This window comes from Larkinella sp. VNQ87 (assembly GCF_049445795.1).
Classification (GTDB): Bacteria; Bacteroidota; Bacteroidia; order Cytophagales; family Spirosomataceae; genus Larkinella.
Window position 1 is genome coordinate 250,782 of the sequence record NZ_JBMSDT010000001.1, and the last position, 19,624, is coordinate 270,405.

The 19,624-nt window shown below is 53.8% G+C and carries 10 protein-coding genes; 6 read left to right on the forward strand and 4 right to left on the reverse strand.

Features of this window, described 5'->3' with window-relative positions:
- Window positions 1–71: 71 nt before the first annotated feature.
- From ACO2Q8_RS01100 to ACO2Q8_RS01115, 4 genes are all read right to left on the reverse strand, one after another.
- A complete protein-coding gene (locus ACO2Q8_RS01100; protein WP_423342924.1) occupies window positions 72–2,297 on the reverse strand; it encodes a hypothetical protein in 2,226 nt (741 codons plus the stop codon).
- Window positions 2,298–2,463: 166 nt separating this feature from the next.
- A complete protein-coding gene (locus tag ACO2Q8_RS01105) occupies window positions 2,464–3,639 on the reverse strand; it encodes a sialidase family protein (RefSeq protein ID WP_423342925.1) in 1,176 nt (391 codons plus the stop codon).
- A gap of 50 nt (window positions 3,640–3,689) precedes the next feature.
- A complete protein-coding gene (locus ACO2Q8_RS01110) occupies window positions 3,690–4,754 on the reverse strand; it encodes a polysaccharide deacetylase family protein (RefSeq protein ID WP_423342926.1) in 1,065 nt (354 codons plus the stop codon).
- Window positions 4,755–4,861: 107 nt separating this feature from the next.
- Window positions 4,862–7,111, reverse strand: a complete 2,250-nt coding sequence (locus ACO2Q8_RS01115; protein WP_423342927.1) for a ligand-binding sensor domain-containing protein — start codon at window positions 7,109–7,111, stop codon at window positions 4,862–4,864.
- A 263-nt stretch (window positions 7,112–7,374) separates the two neighbouring features.
- On the opposite strand from ACO2Q8_RS01115, the gene ACO2Q8_RS01120 reads away from it, so the two are divergent.
- The 6 genes from ACO2Q8_RS01120 to ACO2Q8_RS01145 all read left to right on the forward strand — a co-directional run bounded on the left by ACO2Q8_RS01120 (window position 7,375) and on the right by ACO2Q8_RS01145 (window position 19,617).
- Window positions 7,375–8,676 (forward strand): fibronectin type III domain-containing protein, encoded by a 1,302-nt coding sequence (locus tag ACO2Q8_RS01120; RefSeq protein ID WP_423342928.1) that lies wholly within the window; start codon window positions 7,375–7,377, stop codon window positions 8,674–8,676.
- Between the two features lie 167 nt (window positions 8,677–8,843).
- Window positions 8,844–9,383, forward strand: coding sequence for an RNA polymerase sigma factor (locus ACO2Q8_RS01125; protein ID WP_423342929.1), 540 nt, complete (start codon window positions 8,844–8,846; stop codon window positions 9,381–9,383).
- A 163-nt stretch (window positions 9,384–9,546) separates the two neighbouring features.
- Entirely contained in the window at window positions 9,547–10,590 is a 1,044-nt protein-coding gene (locus ACO2Q8_RS01130; RefSeq protein WP_423342930.1) for a FecR family protein, read from the forward strand.
- A gap of 121 nt (window positions 10,591–10,711) precedes the next feature.
- A complete protein-coding gene (locus ACO2Q8_RS01135) occupies window positions 10,712–14,308 on the forward strand; it encodes a SusC/RagA family TonB-linked outer membrane protein (protein WP_423342931.1) in 3,597 nt (1,198 codons plus the stop codon).
- 19 nt (window positions 14,309–14,327) lie between these two features.
- Window positions 14,328–16,022 carry a SusD/RagB family nutrient-binding outer membrane lipoprotein gene (locus ACO2Q8_RS01140; RefSeq protein ID WP_423342932.1) on the forward strand — a complete coding sequence of 565 codons (1,695 nt, stop codon included), beginning with the start codon at window positions 14,328–14,330 and terminating at the stop codon, window positions 16,020–16,022.
- A 178-nt stretch (window positions 16,023–16,200) separates the two neighbouring features.
- Window positions 16,201–19,617, forward strand: coding sequence for a SusC/RagA family TonB-linked outer membrane protein (locus ACO2Q8_RS01145; RefSeq protein WP_423342933.1), 3,417 nt, complete (start codon window positions 16,201–16,203; stop codon window positions 19,615–19,617).
- Window positions 19,618–19,624 lie beyond the last annotated feature (7 nt).

Consider the following 19,624-nt stretch of genomic DNA (forward strand, 5'->3'; position numbering starts at 1 on the left):
AATATCAGAGGTAATCAGAGAAAACCCTGCGTAACTCTGATATTCTCTGATTAACCCTGTGTAACAACTTCCTATTTACCAGAAGCTGGTCCGGAGATGACGCCCAGATACCTTCCCATCCAGTAGGGCAACAACCAGATGTCGCCCGCGCTGTGCTCCGAGCTGCCGTTGCGGCCTTTCCGGTCGAGGGTAAACATGTTCCCGTTGTGCCGCTGAATGGGCCGTTCGTCGGGCGGGAGCACCTCCTTCGTCGTTTGCCGGCGGAAATTTTCCGGCAGTTTTTCGATGTCTTTCCGGTGGCTGTTCTGGATGTTCCAGTCGATTAGGTCGAGCGGATGTTCCTGCAAATACCAGATCGCTTCTTTTAAGTCAAAGTCTTTCGTGCCTGTCATGGCCGTGAAGATGTTCCAGGCACCCTCCTTCTCGGGTCGCTCGGCCTGCCAGTGGTCCAGAATCTGCTGCTTGTACCGGGTTTTCAGCGTATCGTTGAGGGCGTACCGGTACAATCCCCAGTAGCCGACAAAATACATCTCATCGTCCGAGTGGTTCCAGCCGTCCGACATGTGCTTGCTGTGCTCGTCGGCATCGGCGGGCGCCCGGCCAATCTCGCTCATGGGCCGCATCATGTTGGCATAGTAGCCGTGTTTCTGCATCAGCTCAAATGCCTTCCTCTTATACTTCTCTTTTTTGGTAAAGTGATAGGCGGTTTGCAGCATGGCCACGATGTTTGAGGAGTTCAGTTTGCGGTCGCCGACGTTGGTCGGGAAGGCATTGACATACGACGGATTCCAGCGGCCCCACTGCGTCGGTTTTCCGTCAAAATCAACGAGGTACATATCGTTTTTGATGATGTGACTCATCAACGTGTCGATGAGCGTGATGGCCCGGCTTTTCAGATCCTTGTCGGGAATCAGTTCAGCCATCGCCCCGAACGCAAAAATATGCCCGATCACCTCATCGCTGCTGGTGGTCGATTTCCAGTCCCAGTCGGGGTGTTTGCTGTGCTGCCAGCGTTCCGGATCGGACAGTTCCTTGATGTGACCGCTGCGTTCGAACGACCGGGCCGGAAAACCGGGCACGCCCGTGATGGTGTACAACCGCTCCATCGCGTCGAGCGACTCCCGGCAGTTTTGCAGCGCTTCGGGGTCTTTCGTCACGGCATACCGGAAAATCTCCCCGCCCAGGTACATGGAGGTCCACAACCCGTCGTTGTCCGAATCGTCCAGGTAACCGGTGGCCAGGTTGCCCTTTTCCATGCCACTCAGCGTTGAATTGAAGCCTACCCGGATGTGGCGGCTGCGTACCTGCTGGTCGAAGAAAATCGCCTTGTCGTGCAGCGTCATCTGTTTGAAACAGAGTTGCCCCAAACCGACTTTGGTCAGCACCAGCACCGAGTTTTTCGGCCCTTTCGAAATCTGAACGACTTCGTCGCCGGGCAACCAGCGTTCGCCGTTGTAGTAATCAAACTTGCCATCGGATCGCCGGGCGAACGCGCCTTTGGTCGAGCCAAACCAGATCTTCCCGTCGATCTCAGCCACCGCCGTAATTTCCGTCCAGGGGAGTTTCTGCTGAAGCCCACCGAGTTGCTTCTTGCCGACGACATCGTATTCCAAATAACCGTCCGTTGTTCCGACAATGATTTTTTTGCCACCATCGGCCAGGGCGAAAGCGGTAAAATTGGCTCCGGCAAGCACATTTGTCAGTTTGGGACTGGTCACTGAAAGCGTCGACAACGACTTTTTACCCAGCACCCAGAACTGATTTGCTCCGGGCTGGTACAATACCGCCACCACCTCGTCGCCCGGCAAACTGCCTTTCCAGAGACTTTTCGAGTCCTTCACCAGGTTCAGCGAAGCGCCGTCGGAAACTAGAAAGGTAAAACCGGCCCCGCCCGCAAAAAACCGGGCTTTCGGCAAGCCGTGCTCGGAGAATAGCTTTCCGGCCCAGGCATTGCTAAAAACCACTTTATCGGTCAGGTACACCAACTGCTGCTCATATACGCCCAGGGCCGTCAGGTTCTTGTCTTTCGTAAACCGGTAGGTATTGTCGGGGCGCAGCGTGCCGGGATACAAAAACTGCCCGTCGTGCGGATGCAGGAGTTCCCCCCTGGTATTGATTAGTTGAATAGCGCCATTTCGATCAGCTACAACCGCCTGCAAAGTGCCGTTGGCGGCATCCCCAAAATACTTGATGCTGTAATCCTGCCAAAATGGTTTATCCTGGTAGACGGTTTGTGCCCGAACCAGCGTAGCGATCAATGAGAATACTAAAAAAGATAAGTAGCTTGGTGTTCGCATAATCAAATTAAAGGTTACACCCCGAAAGTGGCTAATGCTCCTGCCAGGGAAACTTGGTCACAAAATTGAGAAGAGTTCTATACCCTGTCAGGGTCTGCAACCGTTCGATGGCCCGACGCTGACAGGGTGGGTTAGTCAAGTAGTTATGAATAATTCAGGTTTTCAGTTATTTAGGTTGGTTTCTGCCCGACGAACCGGCCGTCACGGGCGCGCTGATGAGCTTTTCCGGATCGACGGTTACGTGTTTGATCGACTTTTCGCCCTTTTCCAAATGGTGGGAGTACGTCATGTGCAGTAGACCGTCCGGGGTTTGAATTAGGCAGGGATACGAAAAACCGCCTTCGTTCTTTTTTTTATCTTCGACCCGAAATTTCCAGGGCCAGGTTTTTCCTTCGTCGTCTGACAGAAACAGGCTCAGGCGGTATCGGCCATCGTCGATGTCGTTGCCAAGGAACGCCCATTTGCCGTCCCGCAACCGCAGCAGTTCGACGCTGGCGGTATTTGGAATATCGGATTTGATGGTCGCCGTCCAGGTTTCGCCCTGATCCGACGACTCGCTGGTGTGTACGCGACTCGGCATATCCCCGCTGTCGCGCATGTAGGCCACTAGCGTTCCGTTCTTCCGCCGGGCCAGCGCCGGTTGAATTGGTCCGCGCCCGACAATCGGCAGACTGGGCCGCCAGGATGTACCGTCATCGTCGGAAATGGCGATCATTGACATATTCAGGCCATCGGAATATAGTGGCAGCAAAATGCGTCCGTTGTCGAGCAGCAGCGGTTTGATACGGGTCATCCAGCCCAGGCTTCGTTTGCGGGCATCCCGACTGGCTTCCAAAATCATCTCATCGTACGGGGGCGCATATTCCGCCCAGCCGGACGTGTTTCTCGGCAACTGCTTGAACCGGTTTTCCACTTCTTTGGCAAACCGTTCGTCCGGTTTTAGCAGGATGTTGTCCTGCCAGGTCCAGACCGGCGCACCGGCTTTGCTGTAGTCATTCGTGGTTTTGAACCGGAGAATTGATTCCTCCCAGCGGTTGGCCTGTACGGCAATCCAGACCAGAAACAATTTTCCCTGCCGATTCAGAAACAAAACCGGATTACAGTCCGGCAAACCGGGCGTATCGGCCAGCACAAATGGATCACTCCAGGCTTTTTGTCCTTTTACCAGCCGCGCACCCATGATTTTCACGTCGTCAGCCGTTCGTTCCCCGCTACCCTGAAACCAGGCCGCCAGCAGATCGTCATTCGGCAGGGCCACCAAACTGCTCCCGTGAACATGCTGCGGCTGATTCGGGAAAATCAACTCCTCCCGAACAACCGGCGACTTTGATTGCGCCCACACACCGTTATGGATGCCCAATACCAGAAAAAAAAACGCACAAACTCTCCTAATCATCTTACTTTAATGGCTTTCCGGCGTTCCATCATCTCCCGCCAGGTGGTCAGGATGATCCCTTCCGATTCAATGAATTTTTTCAGCTCGGGATCCATCATCGAGAGCATATCGGCATACCGCGAGCCGCCCGAACCGCTGATGTATTTGAAGGATTCGTTCTGATCGTTGCTGTGAATGATGATCATAGCAACGCCCGATTTCATCTTGGTCAGAATTTCCTTAAACCGCTGCGTTTTGTATTTTCCCCAGGCTTCCGGGCTGGGGTTCGGGTCGTCCTTCGGTTTCCAACCGCCCGTATCAGCGTACAAATCATCTAAAACCGGCAACCCGGCTTTCCAGATTTTCTCACCGATGACGGGAGCCTGTTTGATCGCTTCCGGAATGGGCAGAGTCATTCCCTCCCGGTATTTTCCCTCAGCTTTCAGCTTCTCGATCACTGGCTGAATCTCGCTATCGGCCAGGAGCGTATTGTTGCCACCGGGAAACATCACCGGAATGCCGTACTCCACGCCTACTTTAATGTAGCGCTCCAGAAAAGCCGGAGTGGCAAAGAGTGTGCCCATGTGCGAATCGAGGTGGGTCGGTTTCAGGCCCATGTTCAGCGCCCGGTCGATCTGCGCCCGCATCTCCGTTTCCACCTCGTCGGGACTCGCATTTTTCACAACCTCAGCCACCGACGGCCACAACGCGCCTTCCCGGTCGGTCAGGCTCGGCACCTGTTTGATCCCGGCCAGGGGAGTCCAGCGGTAATCCTTCCATTCCGACGTCAGCGTCAGGTGAATCCCGGCATCGATGGTCGGGTGCTTCAGGACGTAATTGACAAAGCTGGCCGCCCAGGCACAGGGCATCATGATGCTGGTCGACGTGGCAACGCCGTTCTCGATCGATTTGATGGTACCCTGGTTGGCCGATAGGAACATCCCGGCATCGTCAACGTGGAAAATGACCACCTTCTTGCCCTTCGGATAGCCAAGCTGCTCGGCGTAGGGGATTTTCGGCTGGGCATGCGCGGCAACGATTCCCGCTGAAACGGCGAGGATAAGGGTTTTTAGTCTTTTCATCTTTTTCTGTTACACAGAGTTTATCAGAGAATATCAGAGGTAATCAGGGTTTTCTCTGATAATCCCTGATTACCTCTGATAAACCCTGTGTAATAATTCAATCCCTCTCATTCGATCATTTTCAAATACCGCCCCATCCAGTACGGCAGGAGCCAGAAAACCGGCTCGCGCTCGATGTCGGGGTGTCCGTTGATGGCGGCCCAGGGATTTTTGTCCCAGCGCACCACAGTTCGGATACTCGCGGGCGGCAACGCGTTGATTTGCAATTCATCCAAAACCGGGTTGCGGCTAATCTGCACATCGTCCCGCTTGGTGTGGTCGATAGACCAGTTGACCAGATCGAGGGGTGTATCGACCAGGAAGTCCACCGATGCCGCCAGTTCTGCCTTTTTATTCCGGGCAAAACAGTAAAAGAAATTGACGAGCGGGTTCTGATCACCTTTGCGCCGTTCCATCCAGGCATCCATGTGTTTTTCGTAGAAATCCCGCAGTTTGGGGTCTTTCTCGCACCGGATCAGAATGGGGTACACGTAGGCTTGCAGCATCACATCGAAATAAATAAACCAGGCCGGATTCTGCTCCGGCACTTTCGCCATGTTATCGAGATAATGCTCCTGGTCAATCAGCCGACGGTATTCCTTCTCATACTTCGGCTGGCCCGTTACGTGGTGGGCCAGCTTCAGAAACGCCAGCATTTCCATCGAATTCTGGTTGCGGTCGGGCATCCATTCCGGGTCGTGGTTCAACTGATCCGGCGACCAAACCGCCCAGCGTGTCGGTTTTCCGTCCGTATCGACCAGGTTATAGTTGTGCCTGATCAGGTAGTCGACCAGCCGGGCCACGTGCTGCCGAACGAGTTTCTTTTCGGCTTCGTCGGCCACCAATTCGTAATACAGGTAATACCCGATCATGTGGCCGCACAGCTCATCGCTGCTGGTGTCGCCCTTCCAGAGCCAGTGCCCGTCTTTCGACTTCCGCCAGCGGACTTCCACCGGCTTGAAACGCGGTTCTTTCACGAGTTCGTCGGCCAGTTGGCGGGCTGTAAATTGGCGGTTTCCGTCGTGTACCTCGGTCCAGGAGGCCGGAACGATGGTGCGGGCAAAAAAACCGTCGGTATCGGTCACCTCCTGCAACAGCTTCAAAAACCGGAAGGCTTTAGCGGCTTTTTCCCTGGCATCGGCGCTGCCTGCGGCCGCGTACCGAAAACATTCCATCGCCAGGTAATTGCCGGTGTACTCGCCATCGTTGTCATCGTCGTCCGGGGCCCAGGTCGTGGTGTCGCCGGGCGTTTTCAGCTTGCACTGGCCCGCAATCCACGGTTCGCGAATGTGCCGACGCATTAGCACATCGTAGAAGTAATCGTTCTTTTGAGCCAGATTCATCTTCCCCTTTTTGATCGCGCTCACGCCCTGCGGAGTTGCCAACCAGGCATTTCCTTCTGCATCGAACGCAATGTCGTTTACGCGGTCGTCGAGCAGCCAGCGTCGGCTGAAGCGCAGGGAATGGCTCCCATCGGGTCGATAACGTACCACGCCAACCTCTGTTCCGACCCACATGGTGCTGTCGGGCGAGCGTTCTACGCAGGTGACGAAGTTGGACGGGATACCGTCGGCTTGCCGCAGGGTACGTTGTTTCTGGTTCTGGTTTAAAACCGTCACTCCACCCAATCCGCCCGCCCACAGCTTCTGCTCGCCGTCAAAAGCCACTCCCTTGATATAAGCACTGATCAGGTGCCTGGTCGAAACCAGGTGCTCAGCCGAATCCGCCCGAGCGTGGTACAGCCCCACATCCGTAGCCACCCATAAACCGCCCTGCTGATCGGAAACCGCATCCCGAATCGACCGGGCCAGTTTGTACTGCTTTTGTTCCCAACCCGCCTTGGTATGCAGCCAGACGCCGTGCGGTCCGAGCGCGTACACGCCTTCCTGCGCAACACAAAACGCCGAAATCGGTGCCGTGGGGCTGGTCATTCGCTCGACTTTACCAGCCTTAAACCGGTAAACACCGTTCCAGGTCCCCAGCCAGACCGCCGACTCAGCATCCACCTCCACGGCAAAAGCCGGTCCCTGATCGGTTGCGTCTAAAACCGGTTCCCATTGGTTGCTGTCGGCTTTTTTCCGGAAAACCCCGGCTGCCGTGGCCGCCCAGACAGTATTCTGCGGGTCGACCGTCAGACTCCGCACCTGGTTAGCTTCCGGGTTGGTACCAAGGGGATACGCTTCGTGGTATTCCTGCCAGAACGACACATCCTGATAGATCACCGCTTCGCCGTCTCTTCCGTCCTCCGGACGGCACGCCCCCAGCAGGGCCGTTGTCAGGGCAACAGCAGCAAGAAGATGCGTCCATTTTGAGTCCATACCGTAGCCGGGGAGTTTCTACGTCTAAGTATACTCACCAACCCCATTTCCAGGCTACTGGACTGACCCGGCATTTTACAGAATTTCTGAAAATGAAAAGTTTAACATACTGGTAATAGTCCTTTTGCCAACTTTGGCCGTATAACTCCTGGTGAAAAAGCTTTTTTATGAATTTTTTTTGCTCACTGACCCGTACTTTCCTCTTTCTTCTCGTTGCCGTTGCAACCCACTTCCGCGCGTTTGCTCAGGAACATAAACCGTACTTGCCAACTGCTTACCCGGATCGCCTGACGTTAGGCTGGCAGGAAAACCCGGCAACCTCGCAGTCGGTCAACTGGCGCACCGACTCGACCGTGACGAAAGCCGTGGGAGCCATCGCTGAAGCTGATCCGTCGCCGGATGTGGAAAAAAAGGCAACACTGGTAACCGGAACCACCCAGATCGTGAAGCTCGACGGCACGACCAAGCACTACCATACCGTTCATTTCACCAATCTTAAACCGGGTACGAAATACAACTACCGCGTCGGCAACGGCACCATCTGGACGGAGTGGTTTCAGTTTACGACCCCCCAAAACAGCCCGGCTCCTTTTTCGTTCATTTACTTTGGCGATGCGCAGAACGACATTCGTTCGCTCTGGTCACGAGCCATTCGGGGGGCTTACTCGACGATGCCGAAGGCGGCATTTATGATTCACGCGGGCGATCTGATCACAACTTCCAACGCCGACTGGCAATGGGGGGAATGGTTCGAAGCGGGGGGTTGGGTCAACGGCATGGTGCCGACTCTGGCGACACCCGGCAATCACGAATATTTCAAAGACGACGACGGCAAGCGGAAAGTATCGCGTCACTGGCGTCCTTCGTTTGTCTTGCCCGAAAATGGACCGGAAAAATTAAAGGAAACCGCTTATTACATTGATTATCAAGGCACCCGGTTTGTGTCGCTCGATTCACAGGGTGCCCTGCTCGACTCGACCGTCCTGGCCCAGCAGGCCGACTGGCTGACGAAGGTACTCACCAACAACCCAAACCGCTGGACCGTCGTGACGCACCACCATCCGATTTATTCGACGGCGAGCGGCCGCGACAACTCCGAATGGCGGGCTAAAATGGAACCTCTTTACAAGAAATACGGGGTTGATCTGGTGTTGCAGGGCCACGACCACACCTACGGACGCGGTTTGAACATGCCCCTGGGCAAAAGCCGCAAATACCCCGACGGGCCGGTTTATGTCGTGTCGGTCAGCGGACCTAAAATGTACGAACTTGGTTTGCAGGACTGGATGGACCGTGCCGCGTCGAACACTCAATTATACCAGATTATTTCCATCGACGGCGGCAAACTTTCGTACCAGGCTTTTACCGTCACGGGCGAACTGTACGATTCATTCGAATTAACCAAAACCAGTAAAGGACAAAACCAACTAATCGATCGGGCTCCCGCTCAAATGGCTGAACGGCTTGACTTGCCTGCCGAGTATCAAAAGCGGTTTAAGCCCGAGCAACTCGAAGAATACAACCGCCGGTACCAGCAATACAAAGCCCGGAAATCGCAAAAGTGATCAACTCACGGAGCACAACGCAAAATGAGGATAGATTTACGCTTTTTGCGACGCAGGACTCAAAAAAAATACCTAGTTTAGCTTATTCGCTTCACGAACCATCTCTACAAAGAGTACTCATACCCCATTGACCGTAATTTGACCATGATTCCTAATCTCCCACAGCAATGGATTGCCTCAATGAACATATTCTCCGTAAAGTAATCCAGGGCGATCAGGCTGCCTTTGCGGAGCTATACAAGCACTACCGGACGCCCGCCCTGAAGTTCTGCATCACCCTTCTGAAGGATGAAGAAGAAGCAGAGAATATGATTCATGAAGTATTTATCAAAATATGGGATCGCCGGGCGCAGATTAACCCTACCCTTAATTTTACCTCCTATCTGTTTACCTGTTTGCGCAATATGGCATTCGATCATCTGAAAAAGATGGAGAAGAATAACCAACTCAAACAGATATACATGGAAAAAATGGCAGCTGTCCGAGATGAAGAGGCAGAAGATAAAGAGACCAAATTTCAGCTTTTATATTCGGCCGTCAATCTTTTATCTGAGAAGCGGAAACAGATTTTATTTCTGAATATTGAAGAAGGAAAATCGTATCAGGAAATTGCCGAAATGCTGATGATCTCCAAAAATACTGTCAAAAACCAACTCGTTAAAGCCAAGCAGTTTTTGCGCGAGAAAGTGGATGTAGCCACTTCCTGATGGTTCTTTTTCCAAAAACAAAAAAGCCACCCAGAGGTTGCTCTCGGGTGGCTTTTTTGTTTTTGGCTGACCTGACGGTTTGCGGATAAAAATATTTCTCTGAGCGATAGTCTTTTAGATCGACCCAACCGTAATATAGGCATCTTACCAAACGTACGCTGGAATGCAACGGTCCCGCGCTGAATATCTGATTAATAGGCTAATCAACAACACGCTGTCCGAGAATGAATTGGATGAGCTGTTGGCTGGATTGGGCCAGGAGGAGGTATTGAATCAGTACTCACCTATACTTGAACAGTATTTCAATGACTTAATCGAACAGGAAAATCCGGATTTTACGGCCGAAGCCACCCACACTGCTCACCCTGAAAATTTGTCAAAGCATAACCGGTTCTTGCTACCTTTTCGGGCGCCATGGGGCTCTTATGGCCGCCTGGCAGCATCTTTCGTGCTGTTACTCGGGGTCGGAATCGGTTCGTATTATTTCATAAACAAACACCAGAATCAGGTCAGCCATCCCGTTGGACAAATGAGTCACCGCCCGGTTTTATCGCCGGCTTCGACGAGCGAAGAGGTAGTTCCCCGGGGTAAACGCCGGAACGTAAAGCTGAGCGACGGGAGTCTGGTAAAATTGAATTCTGATTCCAAAATCCGGTTTCCGAAAACCTTTGATCCGGACGTCCGAACCGTGTTGCTCGAAGGTGAAGCCTTTTTTGACGTACAGCGGGATGAAGCCCGGCCGTTTTCCATTTCCGTCGGCGATGTCAAAATAGATGTACTCGGTACGTCTTTCAATGTCAAGGATTACCAGGATGAGGAGGAAGTCGAAATAACGGTCCGCTCGGGCCGGGTGGGCGTCAGTTTAAATTCCACAGAAAGGGACCCAATTATTCTCCAGAAAGATCAGAAATTAATTTTCAATAAATCAACAAAAAACTTTCGGGTTATCGGCGTCAATGCGGTGCAGGAAAGTAGTTGGGTCGACGGTTCACTGATGTTCAATAACACACCTTTCCGATCGGTAGAGCATACACTCGAAAAATGGTATAACGTCGATATTATCGTCGCCGATTCAGCACTTTATAGCACATCCTTAACCGGCAAACACCTGAATGAAAATCTGGATTCCATGTTGGAATCGATCACCTACGCTATCGACGCCCGGTACGAAATAAAGGGCCGAACAATTATTATCCGAAATGAATAAAATCAAAAACATGTGCGATGAAAACCGCAAAAAACACGTCTTAATAGCCAAAAAATGAGTGGATTTCAAACCGTTTTAAACGTCAAACTATCTGTTAAAACACTACTTAATCCAATCTTTTATGAACACAAATTTTATCTTCCAACGAATGCTAAGGCACGTCTTCGCCGTCGTGGTTTTCGCGGGGCTTTGCTGTTCCTCGGCCTGGGCCAATCGACCCGAAATCGATCTGGAAAATGTTAAGATTACGTTCGCCCGCGAAGAAGGGAAAATCAGCGCGATTATTGGCAAAATCACCAAAATGACCGGGTATGTTTTCTTATACGAAGACAACCTGAAAACCGATCTCGACAAACGGGTTCGGATTGAGAACGGCACGAATTTACAAAACATTCTGGTCAGCATTTCCCAGCAGTCGACGCTGGAATTCAAGGCCGTGAACAAAAACATTGTGATTCGCCGAAAAAACGGCCAACCCGCCGAACCGACCGAAGTCAAACAAGGTCGTAAAGTAAGCGGGCGGGTTTCGTCCAGCGTCGATGGCGCTCCTCTTCCCGGTGTGAACGTGGTGCTGAAAGGGACGCAAACGGGTGCCAATACCGATGCATCCGGCCAGTATTCCATCGATGTTACCGGTTCAAACCCGGTGCTGGTTTTTTCGTACATCGGTTTTCAGCCGCAGGAGGTGGCTGTTGGAAGTCGAAGCGTGGTTGACATTACGCTCACGGAAAGTACCGAAACCCTCCAGGAAGCCGTCGTGACAGCCCTCGGGATCAAGCGCGAAAAGCGCTCGCTGGGCTATGCCGTATCGGATGTCAAGGGGGATGCCATTACGCAGGTAGCCCAGGAAAACGCCATGAACTCCCTGGCCGCCCGCGTACCGGGCGTTGCTATTAACCAGACCAGCGGGGTGGGTTCTTCCATCAGTGTGGTAATTCGGGGGGCCAAATCGCTGACCGGCGACAACCAGCCGCTGTTCGTGATCGATGGGGTACCGGTTGCCAACAGCCTGAACAACCTGCGGGCTATGGGAGACCGGAATAACGTCGACTACGGAAACGCCATCTCCGACCTGAACCCGGAAGATATCGAAAGCATCTCGGTCCTGAAAGGCCCCAGCGCGGCTGCGCTCTATGGCTCACGGGCCGGTAACGGGGTTATTCTGGTCACGACCAAACGGGGAAGCAAAGGCAAAGGTGTCGGCATTACGTTTTCGAGCAGCAACGTCTTCGAACGGCCGTATGAATACCTCGATTTCCACTACAAATACGCCAACGGCGACCGCAACAACCGGCTCGACGAAAGCTCGGCCTACTGGGGTGGCCCGGCCCTGGACGTGGGCAATACCGCCGTGCAATGGAACAGCCCCGTGGGAGCCGATGGCAACAAAGTGGCGACCCCGCTGGTGTCGTACAAAGACAACATGAAGAACTTCCTGGAAACCGGAATTACGTCGACCAACAACATTGCCCTGGCGGGCGCGGGCGACAAGACTACCTACCGGGTCTCGTTCAACAGCATGATCAACAAGGGGTTAATTCCGAACTCCGACCTGTTCCGTAACTCGCTGGCATCGGCGGTCTCGTTTGACATCAGCAAGAATTTCAAACTCAGTACCAACTTGAATTTTGTTCGCTCGAAATCGAACAACCGCCCCTCGACCAACAACCGGGGTGCGAACCCCCTCGAAGCCGTCTACCTGTATCCGCACGTAGACGTTCGTCAGTTGAAAGATTACTGGGTGCCAGGTAGCGAACAGATTCAGCAGCGGGCACCGTCGACCAATGGCGACAACCCGTATTTTCTGGCTTATGCACTCAACAACGGGTTTACCCGTGACCGCATTTACGGGAACATCAAACTGGATTGGAACATTACATCGGAGCTGACGGCTTATGGCCGGATCTCGCACGACCAGTTTACGGAAAACCGGGAAACCAAAATCCCCTGGAGCTATTCGCGGGTTCGGAATGGCGGTTATTACCTGCAGGACATTGCCCGCCAGGAAACGAACATCGATGGAATGGTAACGTACCGCAAGAAAATCGGCGATTTCGACTGGAGCATTTCCGGCGGTGGTAACGTGATGACTCAAAAATACCGTGACTCGTACATGGGCGGTTCCGTACTGACGATTCCGGGTTTGTACCGTATTTCCAACGTGCCGAACTCGGCGCTGCAATTTACCAACAGTACCTACGAAAAAGCCATCTACAGCTTGTTGGGAACAGCGAACTTTGGATACAAAGACCAGGTCTATCTGGATCTGACCGCCCGGAACGACTGGTCGAGCACGCTGCCTGCCGCCAACCGCTCGTATTTCTACCCGTCGGCTTCGCTGAGCTGGCTGGTGAATTATACCTTCAACCTGCCGCAGGAGATTTCACTCCTGAAACTGCGGGCCAACTGGGCGCAGGTCGGGAACGACACCGATCCGTACCGGCTGGTTCCGGCCCTCGGAACCGGTTCGTGGGGAACGCTCATTACAACCAATGTTTCAGGAACCCTGCTGAACCCGCAACTGAAGCCGGAAATTCAGACCTCCACCGAGTTTGGGGTCGAATTGAACCTGTTCAACAACCGGGTACGGTTTGACGGAACATACTACAACGCCGAAAACCGCAACCAGATTCTGACCGTCACCACCCCGACCTCTTCCGGTTTTGGCAGCAAGCTGATCAACGCCGGTGCGCTCGTCAGCAAAGGCTGGGAGATCGCGCTGGGCGGTACACCGATCAAAGATGCCAACGGCTGGACTCTCGACCTGAACCTGAATTTTACGCGCAACCGCACGACCATCAAGGAACTGGCACCGGGCATTGATTACTACCAGCTCTGGGACGACAACAACGGGGGTGCCTTCTCGTTCGTCGGTGAAGAAATCGGGAACCTCTACAGCCGGGGTTTTGCGTACGTGGAAGACCCCAGCTCTCCCTACTACCGCTGGCCGATCCTGAGCAAAAACGGCGAATGGATTGCCGTCAACGACCGCAACAAGCGGGTGAAAGTCGGGAACTTCAACCCCCGGTTTATGATGGGGATGCAAGCGTCGTTATCCTATAAACGCTTCACGCTGAATGCCAGCTTTGACTGGCGGAGCGGGGGTAACTTCCAGTCGTACACCTACCGGTATGGTGAATCCGACTGGCGGTCACAGCGTCAACTCGACAACCTGATTCCGGGTGGTCTGTACTCAGCCGCCGATCTGGCCGCGCTGCTGAAATCAGATCCGGGTCAATACATCATTCCGCAGAATGGCAACTTCCCCCGCGTCGGTGGTCATACGCAGGCAACGGGCGGAATGGGCTTCGATTCCAATGGCGATGGGGTGCTGGAGTACGACGGCGGTTTTATCCCGGGCGTGATTCAGAACGCCGACGGTACCTATACCGAACACCTGGGCGGCCCCGGTACGAACATCTACCCGATTACCGACACTTACCCCTGGAGCTACAACCAGCAAATCACGTTCGACGCTTCGTTTATCAAGCTACGTGAGCTGTCGCTGGGTTACAGTGTCCCGAAGTTGTTCGGTCTGCGTAATGCCAACATCTCCGTCTACACCCGGAATCTGGTGCTGTGGACGGCTGCTAAAATCGGGATCGATCCCGAGCGTGCTTTCCAGGCCGATGGGGGCCGGTTCCGGCAAGGTATTGAGCTACAAAACGTGATGCCGTGGACCATACCGGTTGGATTTAAAGTAGGTTTCAGTCTGTAATAGCCCAACAATATTTCTCATGAAACGACTCACTGTATTTACGAAAGCCGTTTTCGTCCTCGCTATTGCGTTGTTATCTTCCTGCGATGACAAACTTACGGAACTGAACGAAAACCCAAACGTGGTTGACCCCGCAACGGCCAACCCGAACTTGCTGATGCCGACGGTCATGGTCGATGCGGCCAAAAACTACCTGAACCTGGGTTACGGCGACATTGCCGGGGTGGTTCAGCACACCCAGAAAGACGGCTGGTTCAGCGGTCACAACAGCTACGACTGGTCGCCCAGAGACTGGAGCGATTACTACAACCAACTCAGAAACAACGACTTTCTTTACGAACGCTCGGTGGCACTCAATTACAAGTTTCACCAGGGCGTGGCGCTGACCATGAAGGCGTTTCTGTTTGGCAATGTCACCGACCTCTGGGGTGATGCGCCATACACCGATGCCCTGAAAGGCGATGTTTCCAATGAGTATTCGCTGCCGAAATTCGACAGTCAGGAGGTCATCTACAAAGGCATCATCGAAGACCTGAAAGCGGCTTCGGCCCTGTTTGCTTCCGGCGACGTAACCGGTTACCGGACGGGCTATGATGTATACTACAACGGCGATGCCGCCAAATGGCAGAAATTCGCCAACTCATTGTTGCTGCGGTATTACATGCGGATTTCGGCCAAACTGCCTGATGTGGCCAAAGCCGGCATCGAAAGCATCTACAGCTCTGGTGTTTATATCAAATCGGCCAGCGAAGACGCTGTGATGGATTATGTGGGAGGTACGGCCGCCAACTCCTGGCCGGGAGCCGCCGAATTCGAGTCAGACCCGTCGGAATACCGTCGTCGGAAACCGGCCAAAACATTGACCGACAAATTGCTGGCTACCGACGATCCGCGCCTGAAAGTCTGGTTTGCCCCGGTTTATGTTCGTTGGGTAGCCGACCCGACCCTAACGGTCACCGTCGATCCGTTTATCCGCAAAAACGGCACGATCATGAACGGAACGGTTTCACTGACCGATGCGCAGTTCCTGACCGAAACCAAAGCCGGGAACAAATTCACGCGTCACTTCAACCCGAACACCTTCACGGTAGCCGTCGACACCCGCGAATACGTGGGCGTTCCGGCCGGGCTGATCGACCCCAGTTCGTACAACTACAACCCGACACCGGGCCAGGTCGTTCAGAACCAGCACGTTTCGCAACTGGCCGAAACGTACCGAGGATCAAGAGGTGGCCTCCTGAAAGCCCGGCTGATTTCGGCCGCGGAAGTGTCGTTCATTCTGGCCGAAGCTGCTCAGAAAGGCTGGGCCACCGGGTCCGCCGAAACGCACTACAACGCCGGAATCAAAAACTCGCTCGACACCTGGGGCGTCGGTAGTCAGTATGCAACCTACATCCAGAAAGACGGCGTGAAGTTCAACAACACCCTGGCGCAGATTCTGGAACAGAAATGGATCGCGAGCTGGACGTCGGCCATCGAAGCCTGGATGGATTTCCGCCGGACGGGACTGCCCGCCCTCAAAGCTGGTCCTGCATCCGCTGAAAGCGTGTTGCCGGTCCGGTTTATTTACGGGGATAACGAAACCAACTACAACAACGCCAACATCTTGAGCGCGCTGACCAAGCTGGAAGAGAATTCCTATACAAAAATCCGGGGCAAAAACAGCCAGTGGGCCAAACCCTGGGTCATCCAGGGTACTGGTAAACCCTGGTAAGAGGTAACAAACGGTTAATAAAAAGGGTGGGCATCGTTCCACCCTTTTTGCATACATTAGCTCCGTAATTGTACTCTGTACACAATCGAATTCGCCCGGCCTTCTCTGTTCCAACCCACATTCAGTACCCCCGGATCATTCATTAACGTCCATTTTCCTAATCTATTAACCAATACGTATGAACAAAACTTCTACTTTTCAGCAAAGGCTGCGGTATTTGCTTATCACCACATGGCTACTGGGACTAAGTTTCTCCTGGGCCTGGGGCCAGCAAACCCGGCGTGTCTCCGGCACCATCCGGCTGGAAACCGACAATTCGCCAATTCCCGGTGTAAACATCCTGATCAAAGGTACCCAAACCGGTACGACCTCCGACAACAACGGTCGTTACAGCCTCGAAGTGAGCGGCACCAATCCGACGCTGGTGTATTCGTATATCGGTTACCAGACGGAAGAAATCGCCGTTGGAAACCGCAATGTGATCGACGTAACCATGGCCGAAGGGGCCGAAACGCTCCAGGAAGCCGTTGTGACGGCCCTCGGGATCAAGCGCGAAGAACGCTCGCTGGGGTATTCGGTCGGAAAAATAGACGGCAAAGACCTGACGCGTGTCGTACAGGAAAACGTGCTTAACGGCATGGCCGGGAAAGTGGCCGGGGTAACCATCAGCGCCACCGGCGGCACTGGTTCGTCGGTCAGCATGATCATCCGGGGGGCCAAGTCACTCAGCAACGACAACCAGCCGCTCTTCGTGGTTGATGGTGTGCCGATTGCTAATACGCTCAACAACGTCAGCCAGATCGGAACCGATAACCGGGTCGACTACGGCAACGCCATCTCCAGCCTGAACCCCGACGATATTGAAAATATTTCGATCCTGAAAGGTCCGAGCGCAGCCGCCCTCTACGGAACCCGCGCCGGAAATGGTGTGGTGCTGATTACGACGAAAAACGGCTCGAAAGCGAAAAAAATGACGGTGAGCATCAATTCGAATACGGTTTTCGACAAACCGTATAAGTTTCTGAAATGGCAGACCCGGTTTGGCTCGGGGCAATTTTCGGCCATTCCGGTTTCGGTTAGCAACAACCCGCTCACCAACCCATTTGGCAAACTGATTCAGGAAGAAATTGGGGCCACCTACGGCGCTGAACTCGACAAAGGGTATTCGGAAGTCCAGTGGAACAGCCCGCTGGATGCCAACGACAAACCGGTTCCGATGCCGCTGGTTTCGCACCCCGACAACGTCCGGAATTTCGTCCAAACCGGCATCACAACCACCAACGGCATTTCGATTGCCAACAGCAACGAGCAGGTAACGTACCGGATTTCGTACTCGAACATGCAAAACCGGGGGATCATTCCGAACTCGGATTTATTCAAAAACACGCTGAACATCAGCACCGCGGTAAAGCTGAACGAAAAGCTTCGGATGAGTACGAACCTGGACATCAGCCGGAACAATTCCAACAACCGTCCCGCCGGAAACCGGGGCTCCAACCCCCTCCAGGCGGCTTACAACACCTCGCCCCACATCGACCTTCGGGAATTAAAAAACTACTGGATGCCCGGTCAGGAAGGCTTGCAGCAACGGACGCAGTACAACGGTCTTTACAACAATCCCTACTTCCTGGCTTACGAAATCAACAACGGTTTTGTCCGCGACCGGCTTTTCGGGAACCTCCGCGCCGACTGGCAGGTTACGAAGGACATCAGCCTGATGGGCCGGTATTCGCTCGATACTTACCAGGAACAACGTGAAACCAAAATTGCCAACAGCTACACCAACGATCCGCGTGGCGCTTACGGACTGATTAACATTGGCTCGTTTGAAAGTAACGCTGATTTTCTGGCAACGTATAAAAAAGACGTTAGCAACTTCGGGCTGTCGGTTTCGGTCGGTGGTAACTACCGCTACCAGAAAGGCTCGAACCTCACGAATGCCACCCGTAACGGAACGGGGCTGATCGTGCCGGGCGTTTACACCATCCAGAACATTGCACCCGCCAACCTCGACTACAACAGCACGAAATTCCAGCGCGGGATATACAGTCTGTATGGTCTGGCCAACCTGAGTTTCAAGGACATGGTGTACCTCGATCTGACGGCCCGGAACGACTGGTCGAGCACCCTGCCTGCCAACAACCGCTCCTACTTTTACCCCTCGGCTTCGCTGAGTGTGTTGCTGAATGAAATTCTGCCACCTTCCAACACGATTAGTCTGCTGAAACTACGGGCCGGGATAGCCCAGGTCGGGAACGACGCCAATCCGTACCTGCTGCTCAGCACACTGACCAACGCCGGAACCTGGGACGGCATTCCGCGTCTGAGTATTCCCGGAACGCTGCTCATTTCGGACTTAAAACCGGAAATCGCTACTTCTACCGAATTTGGCGTCGACCTGAATCTGTTCCGAAACCGGCTGCGGGCCAGCGGAACCTACTACATCTCGGAAAACCGCAACCAGATTCTGAGCACCAAGCTGCCGCCCTCCTCGGGTTATACCACCAAGAACATCAACGCCGGTCTGCTCGTCAGCCGGGGTATTGAACTGACGCTCGGCGGCACCCCACTGGAGAAAAACGGCTGGCGACTGGACCTGAACGCCAACCTGACCCGCAATCGCACGACGATTGAGAAACTCTCCGACGACCTCCCCTACTTCACGCTCTGGACCGACGCCAAAGGCGGGGCCTGGACGTATGTGGGGGACGAAATCGGCGATATTTACGACGCAAAGGTGGTGACCGTCGAAGATAAAAACTCGCCCTACTACGGCTACCCGATTCTGGACCAAACTGGCAAGTGGCAGTCCATCGACGCCATCAATACGAAGAACAAAATCGGTAATTTCAATGCCCGGTTTTTGCTGGGTCTGCAAACCTCGCTCAGCTACCGGGGCTTTAGTCTGAACATGACCTTCGACTGGCGGAATGGCGGGGATTTTGTCTCGCAAACTTACCGTTACGGCGAAGAAGACGGTCGCTCGCAGTTGTTTTACGACAAACTCATCAACCCGAACGGCCTGACCGGCGACGCGCTCCGCGATTATCTGGTGGCCAATCAGGACGAGATGATTCTCATCAACGGCAACAACTTCCCGGTAGTGGGTGGTCCTACGCCAAGCGATGGCGGTTTTCCGTTCAAGTACGGCCCCTACACCCTACCGCACGGTGGCGTGTTTATCCCGGGCGTGATTGCCACCGGTTATGACGAAAACGGCAATCCGACCGGTTACAAGGAGAACCTGGGCGGCCCCGGCACGCTGACGCTGCCCTTTGCAGGCTCCACTTCCTGGGCCTTCACGCGCCCGATGTTGTTCGATGCCTCGTTCCTGAAACTGCGCGAAGTGTCGCTGGGCTACGATTTGCCGCAAAATCTGGTCAAACGGTTCAGGATGCAAAACGTGAACGTGTCGGTTTACAGCCGGAACATCATCCTGTGGACGGCGGCCAAAATCGGCATCGATCCCGAAATGGCGTTCCAGCCTGAAGCGAGCGTACAAGGCTCCGGCATCCAGTTTAAACAGGGCATCGAACGGAACAACGTAACACCCTGGGTGTTGCCGATCGGTTTCCGGCTTGGTTTAACGTTCTAACCCACCC